12 protein-coding genes are annotated in these 21321 nt (G+C 45.8%); 4 read left to right on the top strand and 8 right to left on the bottom strand.

Going from position 1 to position 21321, the window contains the following annotated elements; genetic code table 11:
• Positions 1-38 precede the first annotated feature (38 nt).
• Positions 39-617 (top strand): Uma2 family endonuclease, encoded by a 579-nt coding sequence (locus tag AC23P2_RS21145; protein WP_487775046.1) that lies wholly within the window; start codon positions 39-41, stop codon positions 615-617.
• Positions 618-707: 90 nt separating this feature from the next.
• Here the strand turns inward: AC23P2_RS21145 and AC23P2_RS21150 are convergent, their stop codons facing one another.
• The 8 genes from AC23P2_RS21150 to trxA form a co-directional block, all read right to left on the bottom strand.
• Positions 708-1658, bottom strand: coding sequence for a hypothetical protein (locus tag AC23P2_RS21150; RefSeq protein ID WP_487775047.1), 951 nt, complete (start codon positions 1656-1658; stop codon positions 708-710).
• Positions 1659-1858: 200 nt separating this feature from the next.
• Positions 1859-2416 (bottom strand): Tll0287-like domain-containing protein, encoded by a 558-nt coding sequence (locus AC23P2_RS21155; RefSeq protein WP_487775048.1) that lies wholly within the window; start codon positions 2414-2416, stop codon positions 1859-1861.
• A gap of 193 nt (positions 2417-2609) precedes the next feature.
• The gene (locus AC23P2_RS21160; protein ID WP_487775049.1) at positions 2610-3215 is read right to left on the bottom strand and encodes a transposase; all 606 of its coding nucleotides are present in this window, start codon (positions 3213-3215) and stop codon (positions 2610-2612) included.
• Between the two features lie 839 nt (positions 3216-4054).
• Positions 4055-4660, bottom strand: a complete 606-nt coding sequence (locus tag AC23P2_RS21165) for an arsenate-mycothiol transferase ArsC (protein ID WP_487775050.1) — start codon at positions 4658-4660, stop codon at positions 4055-4057.
• Positions 4657-5691 carry an ACR3 family arsenite efflux transporter gene (gene arsB, locus AC23P2_RS21170; RefSeq protein ID WP_487775051.1) on the bottom strand — a complete coding sequence of 345 codons (1035 nt, stop codon included), beginning with the start codon at positions 5689-5691 and terminating at the stop codon, positions 4657-4659. The genes AC23P2_RS21165 and arsB overlap by 4 nt, the downstream gene beginning before the upstream one ends.
• 25 nt (positions 5692-5716) lie before the next feature.
• The gene (locus AC23P2_RS21175; protein WP_487775052.1) at positions 5717-6058 is read right to left on the bottom strand and encodes an ArsR/SmtB family transcription factor; all 342 of its coding nucleotides are present in this window, start codon (positions 6056-6058) and stop codon (positions 5717-5719) included.
• 96 nt (positions 6059-6154) lie between these two features.
• Positions 6155-6361, bottom strand: a complete 207-nt coding sequence (locus AC23P2_RS21180) for a YgaP family membrane protein (protein WP_487775053.1) — start codon at positions 6359-6361, stop codon at positions 6155-6157.
• Positions 6362-6402: 41 nt separating this feature from the next.
• Positions 6403-6726, bottom strand: coding sequence for a thioredoxin (gene trxA / locus AC23P2_RS21185; RefSeq protein WP_183971506.1), 324 nt, complete (start codon positions 6724-6726; stop codon positions 6403-6405).
• Between the two features lie 358 nt (positions 6727-7084).
• On the opposite strand from trxA, the gene AC23P2_RS21190 reads away from it, so the two are divergent.
• Genes AC23P2_RS21190 through AC23P2_RS21200 form a run of 3 tightly spaced genes read left to right on the top strand, consistent with a single transcriptional unit; the run spans position 7085 to position 21284 of the window.
• Positions 7085-8743, top strand: coding sequence for a tetratricopeptide repeat protein (locus AC23P2_RS21190; RefSeq protein ID WP_487775054.1), 1659 nt, complete (start codon positions 7085-7087; stop codon positions 8741-8743).
• Positions 8744-8790: 47 nt separating this feature from the next.
• Positions 8791-11952: a hypothetical protein gene (locus tag AC23P2_RS21195; RefSeq protein WP_487775055.1), complete on the top strand. Its 3162-nt coding sequence runs from the start codon at positions 8791-8793 to the stop codon at positions 11950-11952.
• A 35-nt stretch (positions 11953-11987) separates the two neighbouring features.
• Complete coding sequence (locus tag AC23P2_RS21200) at positions 11988-21284, top strand: DUF7933 domain-containing protein (protein WP_487775056.1); 9297 nt, start codon at positions 11988-11990, stop codon at positions 21282-21284.
• The last annotated feature ends 37 nt before the right edge of the window (positions 21285-21321 follow it).

The following is a 21321-nucleotide window of genomic DNA, read 5'->3' on the forward strand; positions in this document are numbered from 1 at the left end:
CAGCAAATGTTTTATATTTGAAAAAAGAAATCACAACCATGGTGCAGACTACACAAAATAATCCAGTATTGCCTCGGACGCTTGCGGAGTTTCAGGAGTGGGAGCCCAACGATGGCCTAAAGTATGAGTGGTATGACGGGGAACTAATTCAATTTACAGGAATGAAAAAAAGGCAGTATTACATCTACGATATTTTGAATTTACTATTTATCAATAAAGGCTACTATCAAAAAGGCGTTTTCATTGCCGAACCTGATGTAATGCTTAATAGTATTCAAATGAGAAGACCAGATATTGCTTATTTTACTAGAGCACAAGTATATCAAGGGCGCGAGGGTAACGATGTCATTCCAGAGTTTGTTATCGAAGTGGTGTCTGAATCAGACCAACTTTATCGAGTAGAAGAAAAGCTAACGGAATATTTCAAAGCGGGTGTGAAAGTGGTTTGGAATGTTATTCCTGAGCAAGAAGTAGTGTATGTATATACCTCTCGTCGTAATGTGAAAATTTGCCTGGAAGATGATATTTGTTCGGCTAACCCTGTTTTGCCAGATTTTGAAATAAGTGTCAACGAGCTGTTTGCCCGAGCACAAAACGATAAAGCGCCTAGTGCTTAAAAACAAAAATGCGGTCGGGTAAGTACCTGACCGCATTTGGGTAATTGGGCATTGTGTATATATGAAAGGGATTTCTTGGTCTAAGCCATCTTACTTGATGGTAAACTGGCTGCTTCCGATTCTGAAACCTTCAGCATAAACTTCAACGTTGTATTTTCCTGGGCGTAGGCGTTGTGGATTATCGTACATCATTTCAACAGTTTGATTCGTGTTTTGATAAGCCACGCGGTCTTTGGTAGTAAACATCATGTCTTGACCTTGCCAGTTAAACTTCCCTGAGCCCATTGCTTCGTCGGTGATAACGGCTCCTTCGGGGTCGAGCACACGAACATAAATTTCTTTTTCGTTCGTCTCTGTCAATGGGTTAGGAGGAAGCGTAAATTGTAATTTCAACTTGTCAACTCGCTTCGAGCGATAGGTGTCGTCGGTGCGAACTTTACCTTTTGGTGAAACGGCCAACACTTTGATATTTTCGGCTTTAAGTGCCGCCCCGATTGCTACTTTCTGGCTAAGTTCACGGTTTTTGCTAGAATAAGCTGTTACCGAATCTGTTAGCTGCATTTTGGCTTGTGTAAGTGTTTCTTTCTCCGTTTTTAAGTTCGTGTTTTCACTGGCTAAAGATTGATTTTCAACCGATAACAAACCGTTTTCTTCTTTTAGCTTCGCAATTTCCACGTCTTTATCGGCCAAAAACTGCTCGTATTCCTTGATTTTAGCGTTGTATTTAGCTACTTCAAATTTTGCATTTTTACGCAACGCTAGTTTATCAGCTTCCAACTTCGCTTTTACTTTCATCAATTCCTCTACGTTTCCGCCCAATTGTTGCACTTCGGCAATCTTGATGTCCAAACTACGCGACACCGAATCCAATTTGGTCTGAGTGAAGGCCAATTCTTTGGCTTTTTGGACGATGGTTACCTCTTTCGACTCCGTTTCTTGTTTTTGATTGTAAAACAAGATGCCAAACGTACCTGTCGCTAAAGTCATGATGATTAGCGCTACCCACGCAAAAGGGCTTTTTCCTTGCTGATTGTTTTCCATGATTGTAATTGATTGTTTGGTGTAACTTAATTAAAGCAAGTACAGCGTTGTTTCATGTTTTGTATAAATGAGGTTTCAATCGTGTTTGTATGCCAAGAATATCAAAAAAGCCATTCCTAGCCCAAAACGCAGTGTTATGGGTAAAATTGTGGTGAATATTCCACATATTGAGTAAACGGTAGGGAGAAAAAGGGGAAGTGTTATTCTTCAAACGACAATTTCCAAGCGCCACGGAGGTCGTTGAGGGCATAGCCTGTGGCTTTGTCGAAACGGTATTTTTCCTTGATGGTAGAAAGTGTTGCTGAATTAATGTCCGATTTGGGGTTACCGTGGCATTGGAGGCAAGTGGGCATCGCTACCCGAATCGGTTTGTAGTAAATAGCGCCTTTGGGAGTTTGGAGGAGGGTATCTTTGGGAGAATTGGCCGAAGCAAATGATTCCAATAATTTGCGTTCAAAGAGTGATGCCGCATTTTTGGGATTACGATTTTTGACCGAAATCCGCTGAATACGAACTTTGTATTTCTTCGACAATGAATCGGTCAGGGGCATGGCTCGTTCGCTACAAAAATCGACGGCGTAGTCGGAGCCTCCTTTTTGAATCGCTCCTAATAAGTTACGCACAAGTACTTGTTGGGCTTGGAGGCTGAGAGAATCGCCCAGTTTTCGGTAATCAATGGGAGCCTGCGAACTCGGCTGAAAGGCCGTGCCAATAATAGCCATAATAAAAATGAGTCCCGCAGTAAGTACCGATTTCATAGGAGAAGGTCAGTTAGTGTCTTTTTTTGAAATGCAATTTTATACAATACCCAGCCGAAGCCCGCTACCAAATGTAGCATAACAAGACCAAAGAAAAAAGCGGCCATGGTTGTAGGTGTTTAATGTGGCTCAGGTCAGACGATAGCCAGACCGCTGCTCAAGCATAACACAATCGGTCTGACTGTCGTCGGACCTACATATCGTATAAATACTTGATTTTCGACTCAGTGATTACTTGGTAGGACTCCTTATAAAAGCTATCTTGCTGAATACCAATTAAATCAAACGCGGATTGTTTGCTAACCAAAGTGCCGCTTCGTAACCCTAAATAATCCCTAAACGAACTGAACTCCCAATCCTCTATTTTGGTGCAAAGGTTGGCCACGAATGGATTCTGATGTATATAATGAAAACATACGAAAGGGTAATTGTTGCTTGGCTTATCACTTTCGCTTTCCAAGTTTTTGAATTTCGTTTTTTGGCGAAATAAAGAGCCTGTTCTGTGGTATTTCTTGTTAAATTCGTTGGCATATCCGCTGAGTAACAACCTGAAACTATTATTTAAAACTGTGCTGGTCAGTTGTCCTAGTTTAACAGGTTCTATTGATTTTTGAGTCGTATTGATTAAAAAGTGAAAGTAGTTGGGCATTAAACAATAGGCTACTATTTCACAATGGGGAAATACCTTTTCTCTGACGTGTTTAAGAAATTGGACATAGTCATCTTTGGTGTGAAAAATGATTTCTTGGTTGTTCCCTTGGTTATATACATGATACAGGCGTTCGGCTAAAACTTGCATACAGTGAATAGTTGAAATTTGGTCAAATTCAGACTATTACTTGTTTTATAAGTCACTCTGGCTAGGGTAGTTTGAGTGGCAAGAGTCAGACGATAGTCAGACTCGGATTATATAGTCCAATTATTGTCGGTCTGACTATTAGTAGGTCACTTTTGGTCTGACTGTCGTCTGACCTCGTCGATAGGATTATTCACTGTATGATGGGCCATTCTGGTGTGAGTGGTGAGAGTCAGACGATAGTCAGACTCGGAGTATATCACTTTTGGCCTGACTATCGTCTGACCTCGTCAATAAGATTATTCACTGTATGATGGGTCATTCTGGTGTGAGTGGTGAGAGTCAGACGATAGTCAGACTCGGATTATATAGTCCAATTATTGTCGGTCTGACTATTAGTAGGTCACTTTTGGTCTGACTGTCGTCTGACCTCGTCGATAGGATTATTCACTGTATGATGGGTCATTCTGGTGTGAGTGGGAAGAGTCAGACGATAGTCAGACTCGGAGTATATCACTTTTGGCCTGACTATCGTCTGACCTCGTCAATAAGATTATTCACTGTATGATGGGTCATTCTGGTGTGAGTGGTGAGAGTCAGACGATAGTCAGACTCGAAGTATTTGGTCCAATTATCGTCGGTCTGACTATTAGTAGGTCACTTTTGGCCTGACTATCGTCTGACCTCGTCGATAAGATTATTCACTGTATGATGGGTCATTCTGGTGTGAGTGGTGAGGTCAGACGATAGTCAGACTCGAAGTATTTGGTCTAATTGTCGTCAGTCTGGCTATTAGGTCATCGTCGGTCTGACTATCGTCTGACCTAGGGTTCAAATCTTGTTTATAGCTGCCCAAACACCCATTTCATTTCCGTCGCAATCTGCCGACAGCGGGCGTCATAGGTAGCGGTTTCTTCGGGCGTATCGTCTGATACTTTGGGGTCGATGTACATAATCGGTAAGCGTTTTTCAGCTCCTGGAATGTACGGACAATTGGCCTCGGCGTGGTCGCAGGTCATAATGGCCGCAAATGCACTGCTTGGATTAGGCGCTTGGTCATAGACTTTGGAGAAGGCGATGATGGGAACAGACGCTTCGTCGTAGCTGATTTCGTAGGTCGGGTTATCAGTATCCGCAGTTTTGGAAATTCGCAAACCTGCCCGCTCTAATGCTGCGATAGTACGAGGATTGCAAGCCGTGGTTTCAGTTCCTCCCGAAAAACAGTGGACGTTCATAACCCCAAAATAGGACGCTGCTACCTGCGCCCACACTTGCCCCAAATGGCTCCGACGAGAATTGTGGGTACAGATAAAGGTCAGATTGATAGGTTGCTGGCTCTTTATTTTTGCCTTGATATAATCTGCCAAAGGTTGCAAAACAGCTTGGCGTTCGGTGGCAACTTCGTTGAGATTGAGGGATTCAAAATAAGTGCTTAGCTGGGAATTCATGGGTGAAATTTGTGGGTTTGTTTGAGGGCGTAATTCACGAATAATATTAAAACGGGTACTTCTATCAATGGCCCAACCACAGCGGCAAATGCAGCCCCTGAGTTGATGCCAAAGACTGCAATCGCTACGGCAATGCCCAACTCAAAGTTGTTGCCCGCCGCTGTAAAAGCCAACGAAGTGGATTTAGCGTAATTGGCGCCTGCTCGTTTGGAAAGGTAAAAAGCGGATAAAAACATGATGCCAAAATAGAAAGTAAGCGGAATCGCAATTCTGATTACATCCAGTGGAATTTGTACAATCAACTGGCCTTTTAAGCTAAACATCACTACAATTGTGAGCAACAGAGCAATCAGCGTAATTGGGCTGATTTTGGGTAAATTCACCTGCTCAAACCATTCACGTCCTTTTAGTGCTGTGAGCACATAACGAGAAATAATGCCCAGCAAAAACGGAATGCCAAGGTAGATAAATACGCTCTGTGCAACTTCTCCGATAGTGATATGAACTTCGTAACCTTTTAATCCAAACAAAGGAGGTAAAACCGTAATGAATACCCAAGCATAGATTGAGTAAAAAAGCACCTGAAAGATACTATTGAACGCTACTAACCCTGCGGCGTAGAGGCGGTCGCCATTTGCGAGGTCGTTCCAAACGATGACCATCGCAATACAGCGAGCTATTCCAATCATAATCAGTCCCGTCATGTATTCGGGCTTATCGGGTAAGAAAATAACCGCCAAACCAAACATCAACAATGGACCAATAATCCAGTTTTGTATCAGTGACAACGCTAGAATTTTGGTGTTGGAAAACACTTTGGGAAGTTCTTCGTAACGCACTTTGGCCAAGGGTGGGTACATCATCAAAATGAGGCCAATGGCCAGTGGTACATTGGTAGTGCCGACGTTGAAACTATTGATAAATGCCTCGGATTCGGGAAAAAAATAGCCGATACCCACACCAATGAGCATGGCCAGAAATATCCAAAGGGTGAGGTAATTGTCTAAAAATGAGAGTTTTTTTTGAGCCATACAGATGGTTTGTTAGTCACTGGAATTAACAGCATGATTGAGACTGACACGAAGCATTTTGCGACAAATCTGCAAAAACGCCAAAGCGGGTTATAAATTGGTTAAAAACTTCCCAGTCAATGCAATAGCAAGAAGTTTTTCCTTCAATAGTGCCTTTGATAAGCCCAATGGCTTTGAGTTCTTTTAAGTGCTGCGAAACGGTCGCTTGGGCTAGTGGTAAGCCTTCTACGATTTCCCCACAAATGCAGCTTTTTTGTTGGGAGAGTATTTTCAGAATCGCAATGCGAGCAGGATGCGCAATCGCTTTTGCAAAATCGGCTAAGGCAATTTCGTCGGCAGCAAAATCTAATTTTCGGTTGATAGCCATGTTATTTATTTTATATCGCAAATATACGATGTTAATTGTTGTAAAAAAATCCTCTGAGTGGTTTTTGATTGCTCAGAGGATAAAAATGACAAAACGCTATTTCTTCACTGGGCAAGTGTTTAGCCCAATGAGCGTATAAAGCGGACAGAAACTCACTAAACTGGTCAGTACAAAAATTGCAGACACTACCAGTGCAACAATGCCAAGGGTTCCTGTAAGCGTGCCAGTGAAATATAAAACAGCCACAATGGCGGCTACAATAAGGCGAATTATGCGGTCTGTGCCGCCCATGTTAGGTTTCATATTAATCGAGTTTAGAAGGTTTAGCCAATAAATTTCTGCAATTACTGTGCATACGTACGTGGCAGTTGATTTACAACGTGCTCCAATTGTTTTTTCTGCACTACGCCCGACTGACGCCACACTACTTCGCCCTTCTGAAACACTACAAGCGTAGGTACACTTTGGATACGGTAGGCTTGGGCAGCGGCGGGATTTTTATCGACATCAATTTTGAGTACCCGCACGCGGTCGCCCATTTGGCTGGCAAAATCTTTGAGAATGGGTGCCATCATTTTGCAAGGCCCACACCATTCGGCAAAAAAATCTACAACTACTGGCGTATCTCCGCTAATGATGTCTTTGAATGATTGTTGTTTCGAGTCCATGACATGTGAATGTTTTTATGTAGCAAAGATAATGCAGAACGGCGTGTTTGTACGTGATGAATATCACATAAGGCCAAATGAATAAAATTTTGAATATACCAACTTAGTTTTTTATGATTTGTGTTTTTGTATTATGAAGCATGTGTTTGTTTTAAGTAATCAATTGATTAACAGTGGTTTATGATTGTTTTGTATATACTTATTTGTGTTACATAAGGCATTTTTATCTTGTTTATTGTACACCAAAAAAGAGAAATAGGATATTATGAAATGCTATTTGGGTGTTGTGGGTATTATTTTGGCACGTTTATTGATTTTGGCAAACATATAAATCTATACTCAATGTTGTGTCAATCCAATGATAGTATATACCTCTGTTGATATTGTCCTTCAGCTGTACGAATGTCACTTAAAGTCGTTTTTGGTTAAATTTATCCTACCCTATGTTATCTTAGGAGGAATTGGAGCGTGTCAAAAAAGTAATGAAACAGCGAAAAGGGATATTCTTAGTGTTGAAAATAGTATTCCGTTGTGCACTGTAGGGATTGTCTCAAAAAATATACTGAAAGACATAAAAAAACCAGTCTTTAGAACGGGAATAGGAAATAGCCATTTAGAAATTACGACCAAAAACAAAGAAGCCCAACGATGGTTTGACCAAGGGCTCAATCATTTACACGGTTTTTGGCACCTCGAAGCCTATCGGGCTTTTCAGCAAGTGGTAGAAAATGACCCTAATTGTGCCATGGGATATTGGGGAATAGCGCTTTGTCAGCCAGGGTTTGGGGGAGATGATAAAAGCGTTTGGCAAGAAGCTATCGAGAAAGCGAAGGCATTGTCTGGGACGGTTTCTTCCGTAGAAAAAGATTTTATCAAGGCGGCAGAGGTACTTGTAAAACAAGGATTAACCGAAACAACACTACAAGTTTTTAGAAAACTATACCAAACTTATCCCGACGAACCCGAAGCCATTGCCTGGGCGTCGATTATACTGCGTCAACATGAAAAAGAGGAAAGCCAACAAGAAGCCATTCAATTGCTCGAAAAATCGCTGCGTCGGTTTCCCGAAAATGTGGCATTGATGCACTACTATATTCACGTTATGGAGCTGCGCCAAGAATTTGCGAAAGCCATCCCTGTTGCCGAACAAATGGTAAAAATAGCCCCCAATGCCCCGCACATTACGCACATGCCAGGGCATTTATACTATTTGAAGGGAAGTTATGAAAAAGCAATAAGCGCTTATGCCAAAGCAAAAAAACAAGAAACCGACTACCATGTTTCAGAAAAGATTCCCTTTTCGGCCAATCAAAACTACGTACATAATCTTCACTTTTTAGCGGTAGCCCAAGCCGAAGCAGGTGACGAAAAAGGGGCGCTTGAAACGGCTTCTTCGCTTACTAATATAACCCTTGAAATGCAACCTATCAACGAAGGCGCTGCAATGATGCTGTACTATGAAGGTAAAGTTTTACCCGCGTGGGTTCATATACGTTTTGGAGAATGGCAAAAAGCAGTGACGTACCTCGAAACGCTTCTTAACGATTCGCAGCGCCCGATTCAGTATTCATTGGTGACAAATTATTATCAAACCCTGCGTTTGTATTGCCTAGGAATGCAGGCAGTGCGTCAGCAGCGACTCCAAGAAGCCAACCAATACGGCATGGAACTGAGCCAGTTGATGCAGCAATACGAGCAACAAGGAGCGACAAAGCAGGCGACCGCCGAGTTTAAGAGCATCAATGAAACCTACGATATTATGAATATGATGCGCTACGAATTGGCGGGCTGGGTGGACAACATGGACAAAACCCAACCCTTCAACGAGGCGGCTTGGAAAGAAGCATTAAGTCTCCAAAGTGCCATCAAATACGACGAACCGCCGCGCCTAATGGCTCCCGTAGAGGAACAATTGGCGTTGCTCCGAAAATTTCGAGGAGAACAAACAGCGTATCGTCAGGCAAAACAACAAGCATTACAAAAAAGACCCAATAGCCGATTGATTCATTTTATCTGACATTGTAAAGAAGTGCATTATAAACCGTTTTAATTCAAAAAAATGTTATGAGAACCCATGCTTTACTCAAAAACAGCGACAAAAGATTCTTACATGTCATGCAGGTAATGCTGGTGGCGTGTTTGGGGATGGGCTGGTCATTGGTTTCCTATGCCAATTCTTCCCCTAAAAAAGCCGCTCCGATGGTAGCCAATCCTGATTGCTACAAAGATTGGAACTTAGCGGCCAATAAAACGGGTATCACCATCACTTCGGGGTTAAATACTGGTGGAGGAAACCTTGCTGCGCTTAGAGATGGTGACGCCGCCACCAATGGTTTTTGGTTTCAAGCGAGTCAGGCCATTGCCAACAAAGAGGTATATAAATTTGTATTTTCCTCGGCGGCGATTCTTGATGGAATTGAAATTGTTGTTAATACCCCTCTCAATAACGGTGCAACGTATCGGATTGAAGGAAGTAATAATGGGTCAACCTGGACAGATTTGACGGGGACGCAAACGTTTTCATCAACCGCAACCGCTCCCGCTTATGGGGCATCTGGTAACTCCCGAAAATTTCCAATTACGGGAAATACAACGCCCTATTTGCAATATCGCGTTTATGGTATTTCGGGGACAACAGCTAATAGCTGGACCAACGAGCTTTACTTCGGAAGCCCAGTTTTAACGTCAGGTTTGTCAGATATTAGTTGTACCTACGGAGCGAATACCAGTACAACTGCTGATGATGAAATTACCTTTAAACTCAACCCTCAGGGGGGGACTGGTACGTATTCAGTGGCTGTTTCGAGTGGTTCGGTGACACCAACTACAGGTACTTATGGGACAACTACCAACTTTAAGCTTCAACCGGGTTCGGCTGGTGGAGGTAATGTTTCTTTGACAATTACCAATACAGCTATTACCTGTGACATAACAGAAACAATTGTAGATCCTGGCGTAGTACCTTTTGTGGATACCGACGGTGACGGATTGGGCAATAAAGTAGATTTGGACGATGATAACGACGGTATCTTAGATACGGTAGAAGATGCCTACTGTGGGGCGGTGAATTATAATACAGACCTTACTAATAAAGGTAAATTAAAAGTATCAACAGATGCTGCTGTTACAGGAAATATTAATGTACTATTGGATGGAAATGTGGCGAATAACTCTTTCTACTATACTGGAACAGCCCAAACAGTGGCAGGAAAAACCTACGTTAGGGTTGACTTTGTTAAACCAACTTTATTGAAAGGAATCGAACTGGCCGTAGGAGCGTACCTTTTTTCTAACGGGGCGGTGATGAAAGTCCAAGGAAGTAATGATGGTACTAACTGGACGGATATTATTTCTTCCACGCGTACGGCTACGACAGCGGCTTGTGTGTATGGGACTTGTGATGATGCCGAAACGTTTGCCTTCCCTGCCAATACCACGGCATATAAATCGTATCGTTTGTATGGGGTTTCGGGTACGTCTCGTTCTACCCCTTGGATCAATGAATTGTTTGTTAACACTGCCGTTCAAGGTGTGTGTGATTTTGACGGAGATGGCATTGCCAATAGCCTTGATCTGGACTCAGACAACGACGGGATTCCTGATAACGTAGAAGCCCAATCTACCTTGACTTACGTTGCCTCAAACGTGGATAACGCTGCTACTTATACAACCAATAATGGCGTAAATTCCGCATACTTGGGTGGATTGACACCGCTGGATACCGATGCCGATGGCTGCGAAGACTTTTTGGATACCGACTCAGACGGAGATTTAGATTTAGATAAAGTAGAGTCAGGGTTAACTTTTAATAACGTGTCAGGGGTAAACGGCCTTGATAGTGGCTCCGAAACCGCCGATACTTATGCCGATGTCAACGGGATTGTCGATGTGCCTAAAAACGTGCTGGCCAGCTCAAACCCAGGTGTAAGTGAAGTCAAATACCGCGAAATTCCACCGCTTAAGCGAACGATTACAGTGTGTTATAAAACAGGGAAAGACTACGGTATTGGGGGAGCGCAAAGGACAAACGCCGCCGATAAACTGTTGAATGTAGCAAACTTTAGCCTAACTGGGACTTCTACATTTACCTTTAAAATAGTCCCATTTACGGTAGCATTCACAAAAACAGGGCTTGAAGCCGCAGGTTGTCAAATTGTAGATTTAGGAATTGATAATAACGACGCAGGAGGAACAGTGGGTGCATATACTACTGCCGAAAAAACCGAGCTTATTAGCTGGAATGCCGCTTCAAAAAGTAACGTGATTTTGGCGTTCCAAAACTATGCAGGGGTGTTGGTGTCGGGCTACACAGGTGTTTCAGGAAATACAAATCCCAATGCCTTAACAACTCTGGGGGAGGCCGTTATCAGTGGCCCATTCGGAAGTGTGGTCGGGTTCAACCAAGGGGGGGGATACCAAGGTTCGTATTCTGCTCTTCCAGCTTCTGCTTGTATCATTGTGCAAGATGCTGCAAGTCCAAACAAGAGAACAACGGGAGTGGTTGATAAATCTACCAACGACATTTACCTAGCCGATGTAGATTTAATTACCGAATTGGGTGGATTAACAACGGGGGCGGCAATCACAAGCAATACTGACAAGTTCTTTGCTAACCTCTACCATTCATTGGCCAAGCTTGTCGTGTTTGCCCCAACCGATCCTTGTACTTATTTTAGTTGTGTGGCGGGTGAAAATTCTCCTACCCTAAGCAGCACCTCAATTTCGGGTTCGGGCTCGGTGAACCTTTCAACGATTACTGCTTCTAATTTACCTGCAAGTACGACGCTGACATGGCATACTGGTACGCCTGCAACCACGGCCAACAAGATTGCGAATCCAACGGCTTACGCTACTTCAGGAACGGTATATGCGGCTTTTTTTGATGCAGCTTCAAACTGTTATTCGGGGGCAGGAACCGCTACTACGGCTGTCAATGTAACCATTACAGCAGCAGCACCGCAGGCCAATCTAAGCGTGAGCATTGCTCCTCCAACCTCAAAAACAGGCGCGCAGGGCGAACAACTTACCTACATCGTTACGCTCACCAACGCAGGCCCCCTAACCGCTACCAACGTGGTTGTATCAGTTCCTATGCCAGAGCCCGCAGCCTCACTGCTGACCGTATCACCAGCATCAGGAACGTATAATGCCACAACCCAGCAGTGGACGGTGCCGAACTTGGCTGTAGGAAATACAACCCTGACTTTCACCCTAAAAGTAAACTAATCTCTCACAACATATTTCTGAAACTCAACCATCGGATGAAAAAGTTATTTACGCTCATCGTAGCCCTAGGAATCATGTGTGGGATGATTTCCACGCAGGTTCATGCACAATGCAACACTTCCGCCCCTTCGGTACTCGCCAAGTGGGATTTTAATTCGGGAACAGCTCAGTGTAATGGTGCTGTCCCTTCTACCAAAGGGTGGTCGTACAAACAAACTGTGCCAATACTTGCCCAAAACAAAAATACTTTTTGTCCCAATACCAACAGTGGTTGTGGACAAGCACTTTTGGGATCTAAAGGTTTTAGTAACACCAACGACTTCGCCAATGCGCTTTGTTTGTCGGGTTACTGGCGCCCTGGTACTAATATTTATGCCGTCTCGGAGGGGTGGTCTCCCTCAGAAACGGTATTTAAGCCTGAAATAGGCGGAAATATCTATGTAGAGTATAAGTTGCCAGCGGGGAAATCGGGTTCTCTTACTAGCTTTTCGGTCAAACTTATCCAAAAACAATACAATGGAACTTCTATTCCTTACGAAAAACAAGGCGTGGGTGTGTACCGTAACGGGGTATTGGTCTATAACCAAACCCAAAATGTAGCAGCGTCCAACGTCAACGGAACTCCCTTTACGTTTTCATTTCCCACTACCGCAGATTTTACTTCGGACGGCTCGTCGGAAGTAACTTGGACGGTCGTTTTTGGGCTTGTCCATAGGCTTATTGAGACTGGAAGCTGGGGCTCAGTAAGAGTGGGTCCTACCGTAGGATATGATGATATTTGCCTCAACGGCACTTGCGGCGGCGGCGGACCAGTGCCCGTAGCTGCCATCACCCCTGCGACTTGTGGCGCTACGAGCCCAAACAACGATGGGAAAATAACTTTATCGAATTTCGGGGCAACCGATAAATACGATTATGTGGTTGGGAATACCTATACTGGGTCACTAACATACGCTACTGCCACGGCGATTCCAGCGGGTGGTGTCATTGCTAGTACCTTGCCTAACCCCGCTTCGGCGACCACCTATACGGTTCGGGTATTTAACTCAGGAGGCTGTACCACTGATTTACAGGTAGTGCTTAATCCAACCAGTTGCCCTTCGGGTACGTGTACTAAACCTACCGCTACCTTGACGCCAACACCAGCGACCTGTACAGGAACAAGCTCCAACAGCAACGCCAGTATCGCCCTCTCGGGGGTAACAAACGGAGATAAAGTCGGGATTTCGTTGGGGGGGACATATACGGGAACAGCTTACGCTTCGGCACAAACCCTGACGGGCGGAGCTTATTCCTTTAGTAATTTACCCAACCCGAATGGAAATCAATTATATACCGTGCGGGTGTTTAACGGGTCTAACGATTGTTACCAAGATTTCCCTGTAACTCTTGCAGAAACCGATTGCGGATGTAAAAAAATGGTGGTGCAAGTGATGTCAGCAGACCAAGCTGACCCCAATTCCACCCCTAATAATAATAATACAACGGAAGACGACTTAGCAACTTACGAAGTTTGTAAAGCCCCGACTTTCATTGATTTAAAGTTGACTAAAACCGTCAACCCAACCAATGGTGTGACGTGTCCCGTCAGCTCAAATTTTGTGTGGACATTGACACTTACCAATGAGGGAACGATGACGGCTACCAATGTTCAAGTAGTGGACAATATGCCGCTTGAATTATTGGTATTAAGTAGCAATCCTGCTGCTGGAACTACCTACAATCCCATCGGAGGATGGCTTATTCCGAGCTTGGCGGCCAATGCCTCGGTGACGCTGACCATTACGACCAAAGCCACAAAAGCAGGAACATTTACCAACTGTGCGTGGGTAAATACGGCTTCCCCGTTGAATGACCCAGATTCAACCCCAGGCAATGAAGCTGCTTTGAACGAAGACGACGACGATTGCGCCACCATCACCGTGACAGGGCCAAACGTTCCAACCATTACGAAGGAGTTTAGCCCATCGTCGGCGAAACCTGGTACTCCTGTTCGTTTGACACTCAAGATTAACAACAACGAGACAACGCCAATTACGTTGACCTCTACCTTTGTGGATAATCTTCCAAGCAGTCCAGCCCAAATGACCGTTGCTGCTACGCCCAATGTAAGTGTAAACAATGCAACACCAGTGATTGCGGCAGCAGGAAGCAACATAATTTTTATCCCCAACGGAACGTCGCTACCACCAGGTCTGACGCAGATTCAGGTAGATGTGATTGTGCCAGCGGAGGGGATTTATTGTAATAAATTAGTGCCAGGGGCACTTCAAACTAGCTCTTGTAGCACGATAGACACCACCGAAGCATGTATTGAATTTAAAAATGCCTACATCGCCGCACCGTTGCTTAAAAAAGCGTTTGCGCCAGCAATGGTACAAACCAACCAAAATAGTATCCTGACCATCACCATTGAAAACCGTAACAGTACGGCCATTACGCTTGGGCAAAATTTTAAAGACGAATTGCCAGCGGGGGTAGTACTGGCGGGAGTTGCTACGGGAACTTGTGCGACAATCAGTACTTTCAGCAGCACCAATGAAGTAGGTTTGACGTCGGGGTCAACGATAGCGCCAGGAACGTGTACCATCACTGTCCCTGTTACCAGCGCTACGGCAGGCGACTATTGTAATACCATTCCGATGAATGCCATGACTGGTGAAGTAAGCAACGGAACCATTATGGTGATGACGGGAAATGAAGATATTGCGGAAGCGTGCTTGAAAGTAGTTCCTAGTCCGATATTTGACTTGGCCTTGCGCAAAACCCTCGCCCCAGGACAAGATTCTATAGTGACCCTAGGAGCAACGGTTAACTACAAGATTAGCCTCTTTAATCAAGGAACGGTAGATGCGACCAATATCCAAGTCACGGATTATATTCCAACTGGAATGAGCCTTCCGACAAGCACCCAATGGACGGCAGCAGCAGGTAAAGCAACGCTGATTACGCCATTACCATTGTTAAAAGCAGGTCGTGATACTACTTTGTCAATTAGCTTAGTGGTAGAAAATACGGCAACGGGCGATTTAATCAACCGTTCGGAAATTAGTGCCGCTACGGGTGGAACAGACATTGACAGCACGCCAGACGATAATCCAGCCAACGATGCGGGAGGGAAAGAACGAACCCCAAGCGACGATAGTATTTATGGCAATGGAACAGGAAACCCTACTGAAACCAATGCCTTGAGCGACGAAGATGATGCAGACCCTGCGGTTGTAAAAGTAGGCGATGTGTGCTCAGCGGCTAAAATGGCAGTGGGTATTGTCTTAGCTCCACAAAGCATCCGTACGCAAAACGACATTGTCGCCATTACGTTTGGGGTGGTTAATAATGGCTCTTCGCCACTATCAAACATAACTTTTGAAGGTACATACAAACTATTTAAAGGAACGGTAGGCGCACCTACGGTACTGACCGTCACGAAAAGTGGTGATGTCAACAACGATGGCATCATGCAACCGCTCGAATCGTGGTTGTTTACTGCTACGTTGGCTAATACCCCCTACAATCCAGGCGATGTTTTCTTGATTTGCGGGCTGGCCAAAGGATTGTGTGGGACTGATACCATCAAGGCGGGGAATGCTGACTTGTTGTTTACAGCGGGTGTCAACATGGACGTAGAAATTACCAATGACTGCGTCAAACCAGGAGAGTTTGTAGAGGCTGATTTGATTGCACGTTTACTCATCGACGAGGATGCTGCTCAAAATCCTGGGACGGTTGTTGTGGGTGGACAGACGATTACGCTGCCAAAGCGCCGTTTTGAAGCGCGAAACATGCGTATTACCTCTCCGTTGTTAAATGGTGGAGCGGCTTTTGATCCTTTCAGTCCGCCAGTGGGGCTTACTATTCAGCAAGTTACAGATCAAAGTGGGGCTGATGGTGGCCGTAATACGTCAAATATTTTAGATGAAGCTGACCCTGTAAACACCGCGCGTAAGCCTTGTTCTGCTTTGGGGCAAAATGACGTAAATTGTGACTTCCCAGATTGGATTTTTAAAGTAAAAATTCAAGTTCCTGCCAATTATACAGGGGATAAGTTTATTGTAGAAGCAAAAGATGATTTTGACTTGTACGAGGCCAAAGAAGACCCAGCAGGAAGTGGAACGTTTACTGCATTTAGCAGCATCGGTGCTGCTACCGAATCTGATAAAGATACCATCAATATCAAACCAAATGCAGGGCCTGACCAAACCTTGGCGTGTAACAATGGTAGCTTACCAGCCACCGTTCAACTGACAGGAGCACCTGCCAATGGTACGTGGACAGCCTTGGCCGCCAACCCAGCGGGAATGACCGTGAGCAGCGCAGGCTTAGTGACTATCACCAACGCCGACGCCCAAGGAAAAAGCTATGGCTTTGTTTATACGTTGAATGGGTGTAAAGATACTTTGCAAATAACAGCACCTGTTTGTGCCCCCACCTGTACTAAACCAGTTGCAGCAGTGAGTCCTAAAACCCAAACCATTTGCTCGGGAGCAACGGCTTCGGCTTATGCGGCAACCCCAAGTACGGGCGTAGAGTACAAGTGGTTCGGGCCATTGACTGATACAACGGGGGCGTTAGGAACGGCTATCTCAGGTCAAACCAACGCCAGTTTTACTCCAACAGGTACGGCGCTGACCATCGCAGGTACGAAGTATTTTGCGGTGATTGTCAATACGACAGGAAATACAACTTGTTCGGATACAGCTTTTGTACAATTAATAGTTAATCCAAAGCCAACGCCACAGAACTTCGCCGCAGCCAATGTATGCGTAGGAGCTGAAGTGACCTACCCAGACCCAGCAACTACCAACGGTACTTGGACAGGCCCTGGCGTGACGGATACAGGAACGGGTGCAACAGTGAATACTACCACCGCGTTGACGCAGCTTTCTGCCACTGCACCAAGAACATTCTACATTTATTATACACAAACTACAAGCGGCTGTACGCAAAAAGACAGTGCTGAGATTACGGTAAAAGCGCGTCCAGTCGTAACAATCTCGGGACCAACGACGGTTTGTGAAACGAACCTGCCAGTGACATTTACTGGGTCACCAGCTGGTGGAACATTTACGCTTCCTTCAGGATTCCCTGTGGGAGCAGCAACCCAAAATGGAAGTACGCTAACGTTGAACCCAGGATTTAATATCACAAGCTTGACCTTTAGTTACAGCTATACGGATGCAACGACCAACTGTTCGGCAAGTGCCAGTCACTCAATTACGGTGAATGCCAAACCAAGTGCGGGTCAAGACCAAGTGTTGGCTTGTGCGAACCCATCGACGAATACGCTGACAACGAGCGCGACCTTGTCGCCAAGTCCAGCGGGGGGAGCGTGGGCACAGTTGGGCACTACACCAGTGGCAGCGACGATTTCGGGCAACAGTGTATCAGGCATGACGGTCGCAGGGACGTATCAGTTTATCTATACCACAGCGGCGGGTTGCAAAGACACGGTAGCGGTGATTGTTCAGCCTTGTGCAGGTTGTGTAAAACCAAACGCGGGTCCAGATGCTGCTTCGTTATGCCAACCAACGAGTACGGCAAAATTGACAGCAGCGACAGCTGGCGGCACGTGGGCACCGATTGGTAGCCCAGCCAACCCAGCGGTGACGAGCATAGATGCCAACGGTAACATTACGGGACTGGTTTCGGCAGGTATTTACAAATATGTGTACTCTGTAACTTCGGGCGGACAAACGTGTACGGACACGGCACAAGTAGAAGTAAAAGCCAAGCCAGTGATAGCTGATGGCAGTGCTACGATATGTGCAGGCGAGTCGGTGGATTTGATTTCAAAGATTACAGGTTACGCATCGTTGTTGAGCCCAGTGTGGACGTTGAGTACAGCGAATGGCACGGTAGTAACCACGCCATCGTCGGTGAAACCTACCTCAACAACGACGTATATTTTGGTAGCGCAAAACGCGGCAGGTTGCAAAGACACAGCGCAAGTGGTGGTGACGGTGAATGCCAAACCAAGTGCGGGTCAAGACCAGGTGTTGGCTTGTGCGAATCCATCGACGAACACGTTGACAACGAGCGCGACCTTGTCGCCAAGTCCAGCGGGGGGAACGTGGGCACAGTTGGGCACTACGCCAGTGGCAGCGACGATTTCGGGCAACAGTGTATCAGGCATGACGGTTGCAGGGACGTATCAGTTTATCTATACCACAGCGGCGGGTTGTAAAGACACGGTAGCAGTGATTGTTCAGCCTTGTGCAGGTTGTGTAAAACCAAACGCGGGGCCAGATGCTGCTTCGTTATGCCAACCAACGAGTACGGCAAAATTGACAGCAGCGACAGCTGGCGGCACGTGGGCACCGATTGGTAGCCCAGCCAACCCAGCGGTGACGAGCATAGATGCCAACGGTAACATTACGGGACTGGTTTCGGCAGGTATTTACAAATATGTGTATTCTGTAACTTCGGGCGGACAAACGTGTACGGACACGGCACAAGTAGAAGTAAAAGCCAAGCCAGTGATAGCTGATGGCAGTGCTACGATATGTGCAGGCGAGTCGGTGGATTTGATTTCAAAGATTACAGGTTACGCATCGTTGTTGAGCCCAGTGTGGACGTTGAGTACAGCGAATGGCACGGTAGTAACCACGCCATCGTCGGTGAAACCTACCTCAACAACGACGTATATTTTGGTAGCGCAAAACGCGGCAGGCTGTAAAGACACAGCGCAAGTGGTGGTGACGGTGAATGCCAAACCAAGTGCGGGTCAAGACCAAGTATTGGCTTGTGCGAATCCATCGACGAATACGCTGACAACGAGCGCGACCTTGTCGCCAAGTCCAGCGGGGGGAACGTGGGCACAGTTGGGCACTACACCAGTGGCAGCGACGATTTCGGGCAACAGTGTATCAGGCATGACGGTCGCAGGGACGTATCAGTTTATCTATACCACAGCGGCGGGTTGTAAAGACACAGTAGCGGTGATTGTTCAGCCTTGTGCGGTTTGTACTAAACCGAATGCAGGAAATGACCAAACCTTGGTATGTGGAAGCGGTGGTGTTGCTCCAACGACTGCAACCCTTGCGCCGATTACAGCAGGTGGTGTTTGGAGTGTTATGGGTACTAACCCAGCAGTAGCGACCGTGTCAGGAAATGCCGTATCAGGAATGTCAACCGCAGGTACGTATAAGTTTGTTTACGCAATCACAGGAGGCGGACAAACGTGTAGAGATACGGTGCAAATCATTGTTCCTACTTGTATCGAAGAACCTGTAGCGTGTACAATGAGCATGACAGCAGCTCCAGGAAGTTGCGTACCAGCCACAGGCACTTACTCGTTAACGGGTAAATTGACATTCAGTAACCCGCCAACTTCTGGAACATTGGTAGTGAGTGTCGGAAGTGTTGAGCAAGTGTTTAATGCACCATTTACAAGCCCTATTAATTACACATTATCAGGGTTGCCAGCCGACGGTCAGGCGCAGGTTGTTACAGCCGCATTCTCGGCAGATGGTGCTTGTAAGTCATCATTGACTTATTCGGCTCCCGCAAACTGTAAAACAAATCCATGTACGACAACCCTCACAGCAGTGCCAACGGCTTGTGTCGCAGCCACAGGTTTGTACGAGCTGAACGGCAGTGTGAGTTTCTCAAATGCGCCAACAACAGGTACAATGACGGTGACGGTAGATGGGCAAAGCCAAGTGTTTACGGCACCATTTACAAGTCCTCAAGCTTATAACATCAAAAACTTGATGAGTGATGGTTCGAGCCACGTAGTAACGGTGAAATTTAGTGCAGATGCTGGTTGTGTAGGATCGGCAACTTATACCGCTCCTGTCAACTGCCGTGCTAATGAATGCGGGGTTGCGATTACGGCAACGCCAGGTAGTTGTGTGGCAGCAACCAACACCTACAGCGTGAGTGGAACAGTGACGGTAAGCAATGCCCCCACAACAGGTACAATGACCGTATCAGTAGGCGGAAAAACGCAAGTATTTACAGCACCGTTTAGCCCTACTCAAACATACTCAATCGCAGGATTGGTAAGTGACGGAGCGCAGCATCAAGTAAAAGTAAGCTTCTCGGCAACGTCGATTTGTAGCGCTAACGCTACTTACAAAGCACCGCAGAACTGCTCAACTACCCAACAATGCGCCATTAACGTATCCGTAGAAGGAACGTTGTGTAACACAACAACGGGTAGTTATACATTGAATGGGATAGTGAATTTTGTGAGCGCCCCCACAACAGGTACGTTGACCATCGTAGCGGCTGGCAAAACGTTGACCTTCAGCGCACCTTTTACAAGCCCAATGTCGTTCTCATTAACAGGTTTGACGGGGGCAGGTAACCAGACAGTAACAGCTTCGTTTAGTGCTTCTAACTGCTCGGCTACCACTACTTATGCGCAGCCTAATTGTGGTTGTGTGCCGTCTAATCCAGCCGTATTGGCTTCAAGTGTAACTGCTTGTTTGAACGATACTTTCCCAACGCTTAAAGCAACTGTCATCGGTCAGGCAACAATTGACTGGTTTACGTTGCCAACGGGCGGAGCACCAGTAGCAGTGAATACAACGAGCTTCAAACCCGCAGGAAATGTCACAGGAACGGTCACGTTTTATGTACAAGCCCGTAGTACCAACGGAACGTGTGCAGGAGAAGTAAGTGAACGAATTCCTGTAACGGTGACGGCGCAAAACTGCTTGGTAGAAATTGACTTGGCCTTGAAAAAGTTGATCAGCAAGAAAATCGCTCAAGTGGGCGAGGAGCTGACTTATACGATTAAAGTCTATAACCAGTCAGCCAATGCAGCTACCAACGTAGTGGTGACGGATACATTGCCAACGGCAGTGCAATATGTTGCCAATAGTTTTGTCACAAATCGAGGGGCTGCTACCCTCACGGGCAATGTGATAAATTGGACGATTGGAAATGTTGCAGCCAACGGCGATACCGTAACGCTCACTTACCGCGTAAAAGTGTTGCAACCTGGTTTGTACTTCAACAAGGCCGAAATTACGTCGGCAGGTGAAAAAGACGTGGATTCAACCCCAGACAACAACCAAGACGCCGAAGACGATTTAGATCGTCAGTGTTTTACAGTGCCAATTCCATTGTGTAGTGGAAGCAAAGTAGAAGTGAGTATTGGAACCAACTACACGGGCGTGAAATGGTTCAAAGATGGTCAAGAATTGACAGCTCTGGCGGGGCAGCACGTGGTATTGTTGGATGCCGTAGGAAATTATACCTACACTGCCATCAACGGTGGATGTCCAACGGGAGGATGTTGCCCAATCATCATCCAAGCGGGTACAAATTGCTGCTCAGATCAACTTTGCGTACCATTTACGACGCGTAAAATCAAGAAGTAATCGTGCATCGGGGGTGCTCAATTGTGCGTTGGGGTTG

This window comes from Runella sp. R0.1_18 (assembly GCF_057652155.1).

What these genes read in the sequence shown, in the direction of transcription:
- AC23P2_RS21145 (WP_487775046.1), top strand. Translation starts at nt 39, where the DNA reads ATGGTGCAGACTACACAAAATAATCCAGTATTGCCTCGGACGCTTGCG.
- AC23P2_RS21150 (WP_487775047.1), bottom strand. Translation starts at nt 1,658, where the DNA reads ATGGAAAACAATCAGCAAGGAAAAAGCCCTTTTGCGTGGGTAGCGCTA.
- AC23P2_RS21155 (WP_487775048.1), bottom strand. Translation starts at nt 2,416, where the DNA reads ATGAAATCGGTACTTACTGCGGGACTCATTTTTATTATGGCTATTATT.
- AC23P2_RS21160 (WP_487775049.1), bottom strand. Translation starts at nt 3,215, where the DNA reads ATGCAAGTTTTAGCCGAACGCCTGTATCATGTATATAACCAAGGGAAC.
- AC23P2_RS21165 (WP_487775050.1), bottom strand. Translation starts at nt 4,660, where the DNA reads ATGAATTCCCAGCTAAGCACTTATTTTGAATCCCTCAATCTCAACGAA.
- arsB (WP_487775051.1), bottom strand. Translation starts at nt 5,691, where the DNA reads ATGGCTCAAAAAAAACTCTCATTTTTAGACAATTACCTCACCCTTTGG.
- AC23P2_RS21175 (WP_487775052.1), bottom strand. Translation starts at nt 6,058, where the DNA reads ATGGCTATCAACCGAAAATTAGATTTTGCTGCCGACGAAATTGCCTTA.
- AC23P2_RS21180 (WP_487775053.1), bottom strand. Translation starts at nt 6,361, where the DNA reads ATGAAACCTAACATGGGCGGCACAGACCGCATAATTCGCCTTATTGTA.
- trxA (WP_183971506.1), bottom strand. Translation starts at nt 6,726, where the DNA reads ATGGACTCGAAACAACAATCATTCAAAGACATCATTAGCGGAGATACG.
- AC23P2_RS21190 (WP_487775054.1), top strand. Translation starts at nt 7,085, where the DNA reads ATGATAGTATATACCTCTGTTGATATTGTCCTTCAGCTGTACGAATGT.
- AC23P2_RS21195 (WP_487775055.1), top strand. Translation starts at nt 8,791, where the DNA reads ATGAGAACCCATGCTTTACTCAAAAACAGCGACAAAAGATTCTTACAT.
- AC23P2_RS21200 (WP_487775056.1), top strand. Translation starts at nt 11,988, where the DNA reads ATGAAAAAGTTATTTACGCTCATCGTAGCCCTAGGAATCATGTGTGGG.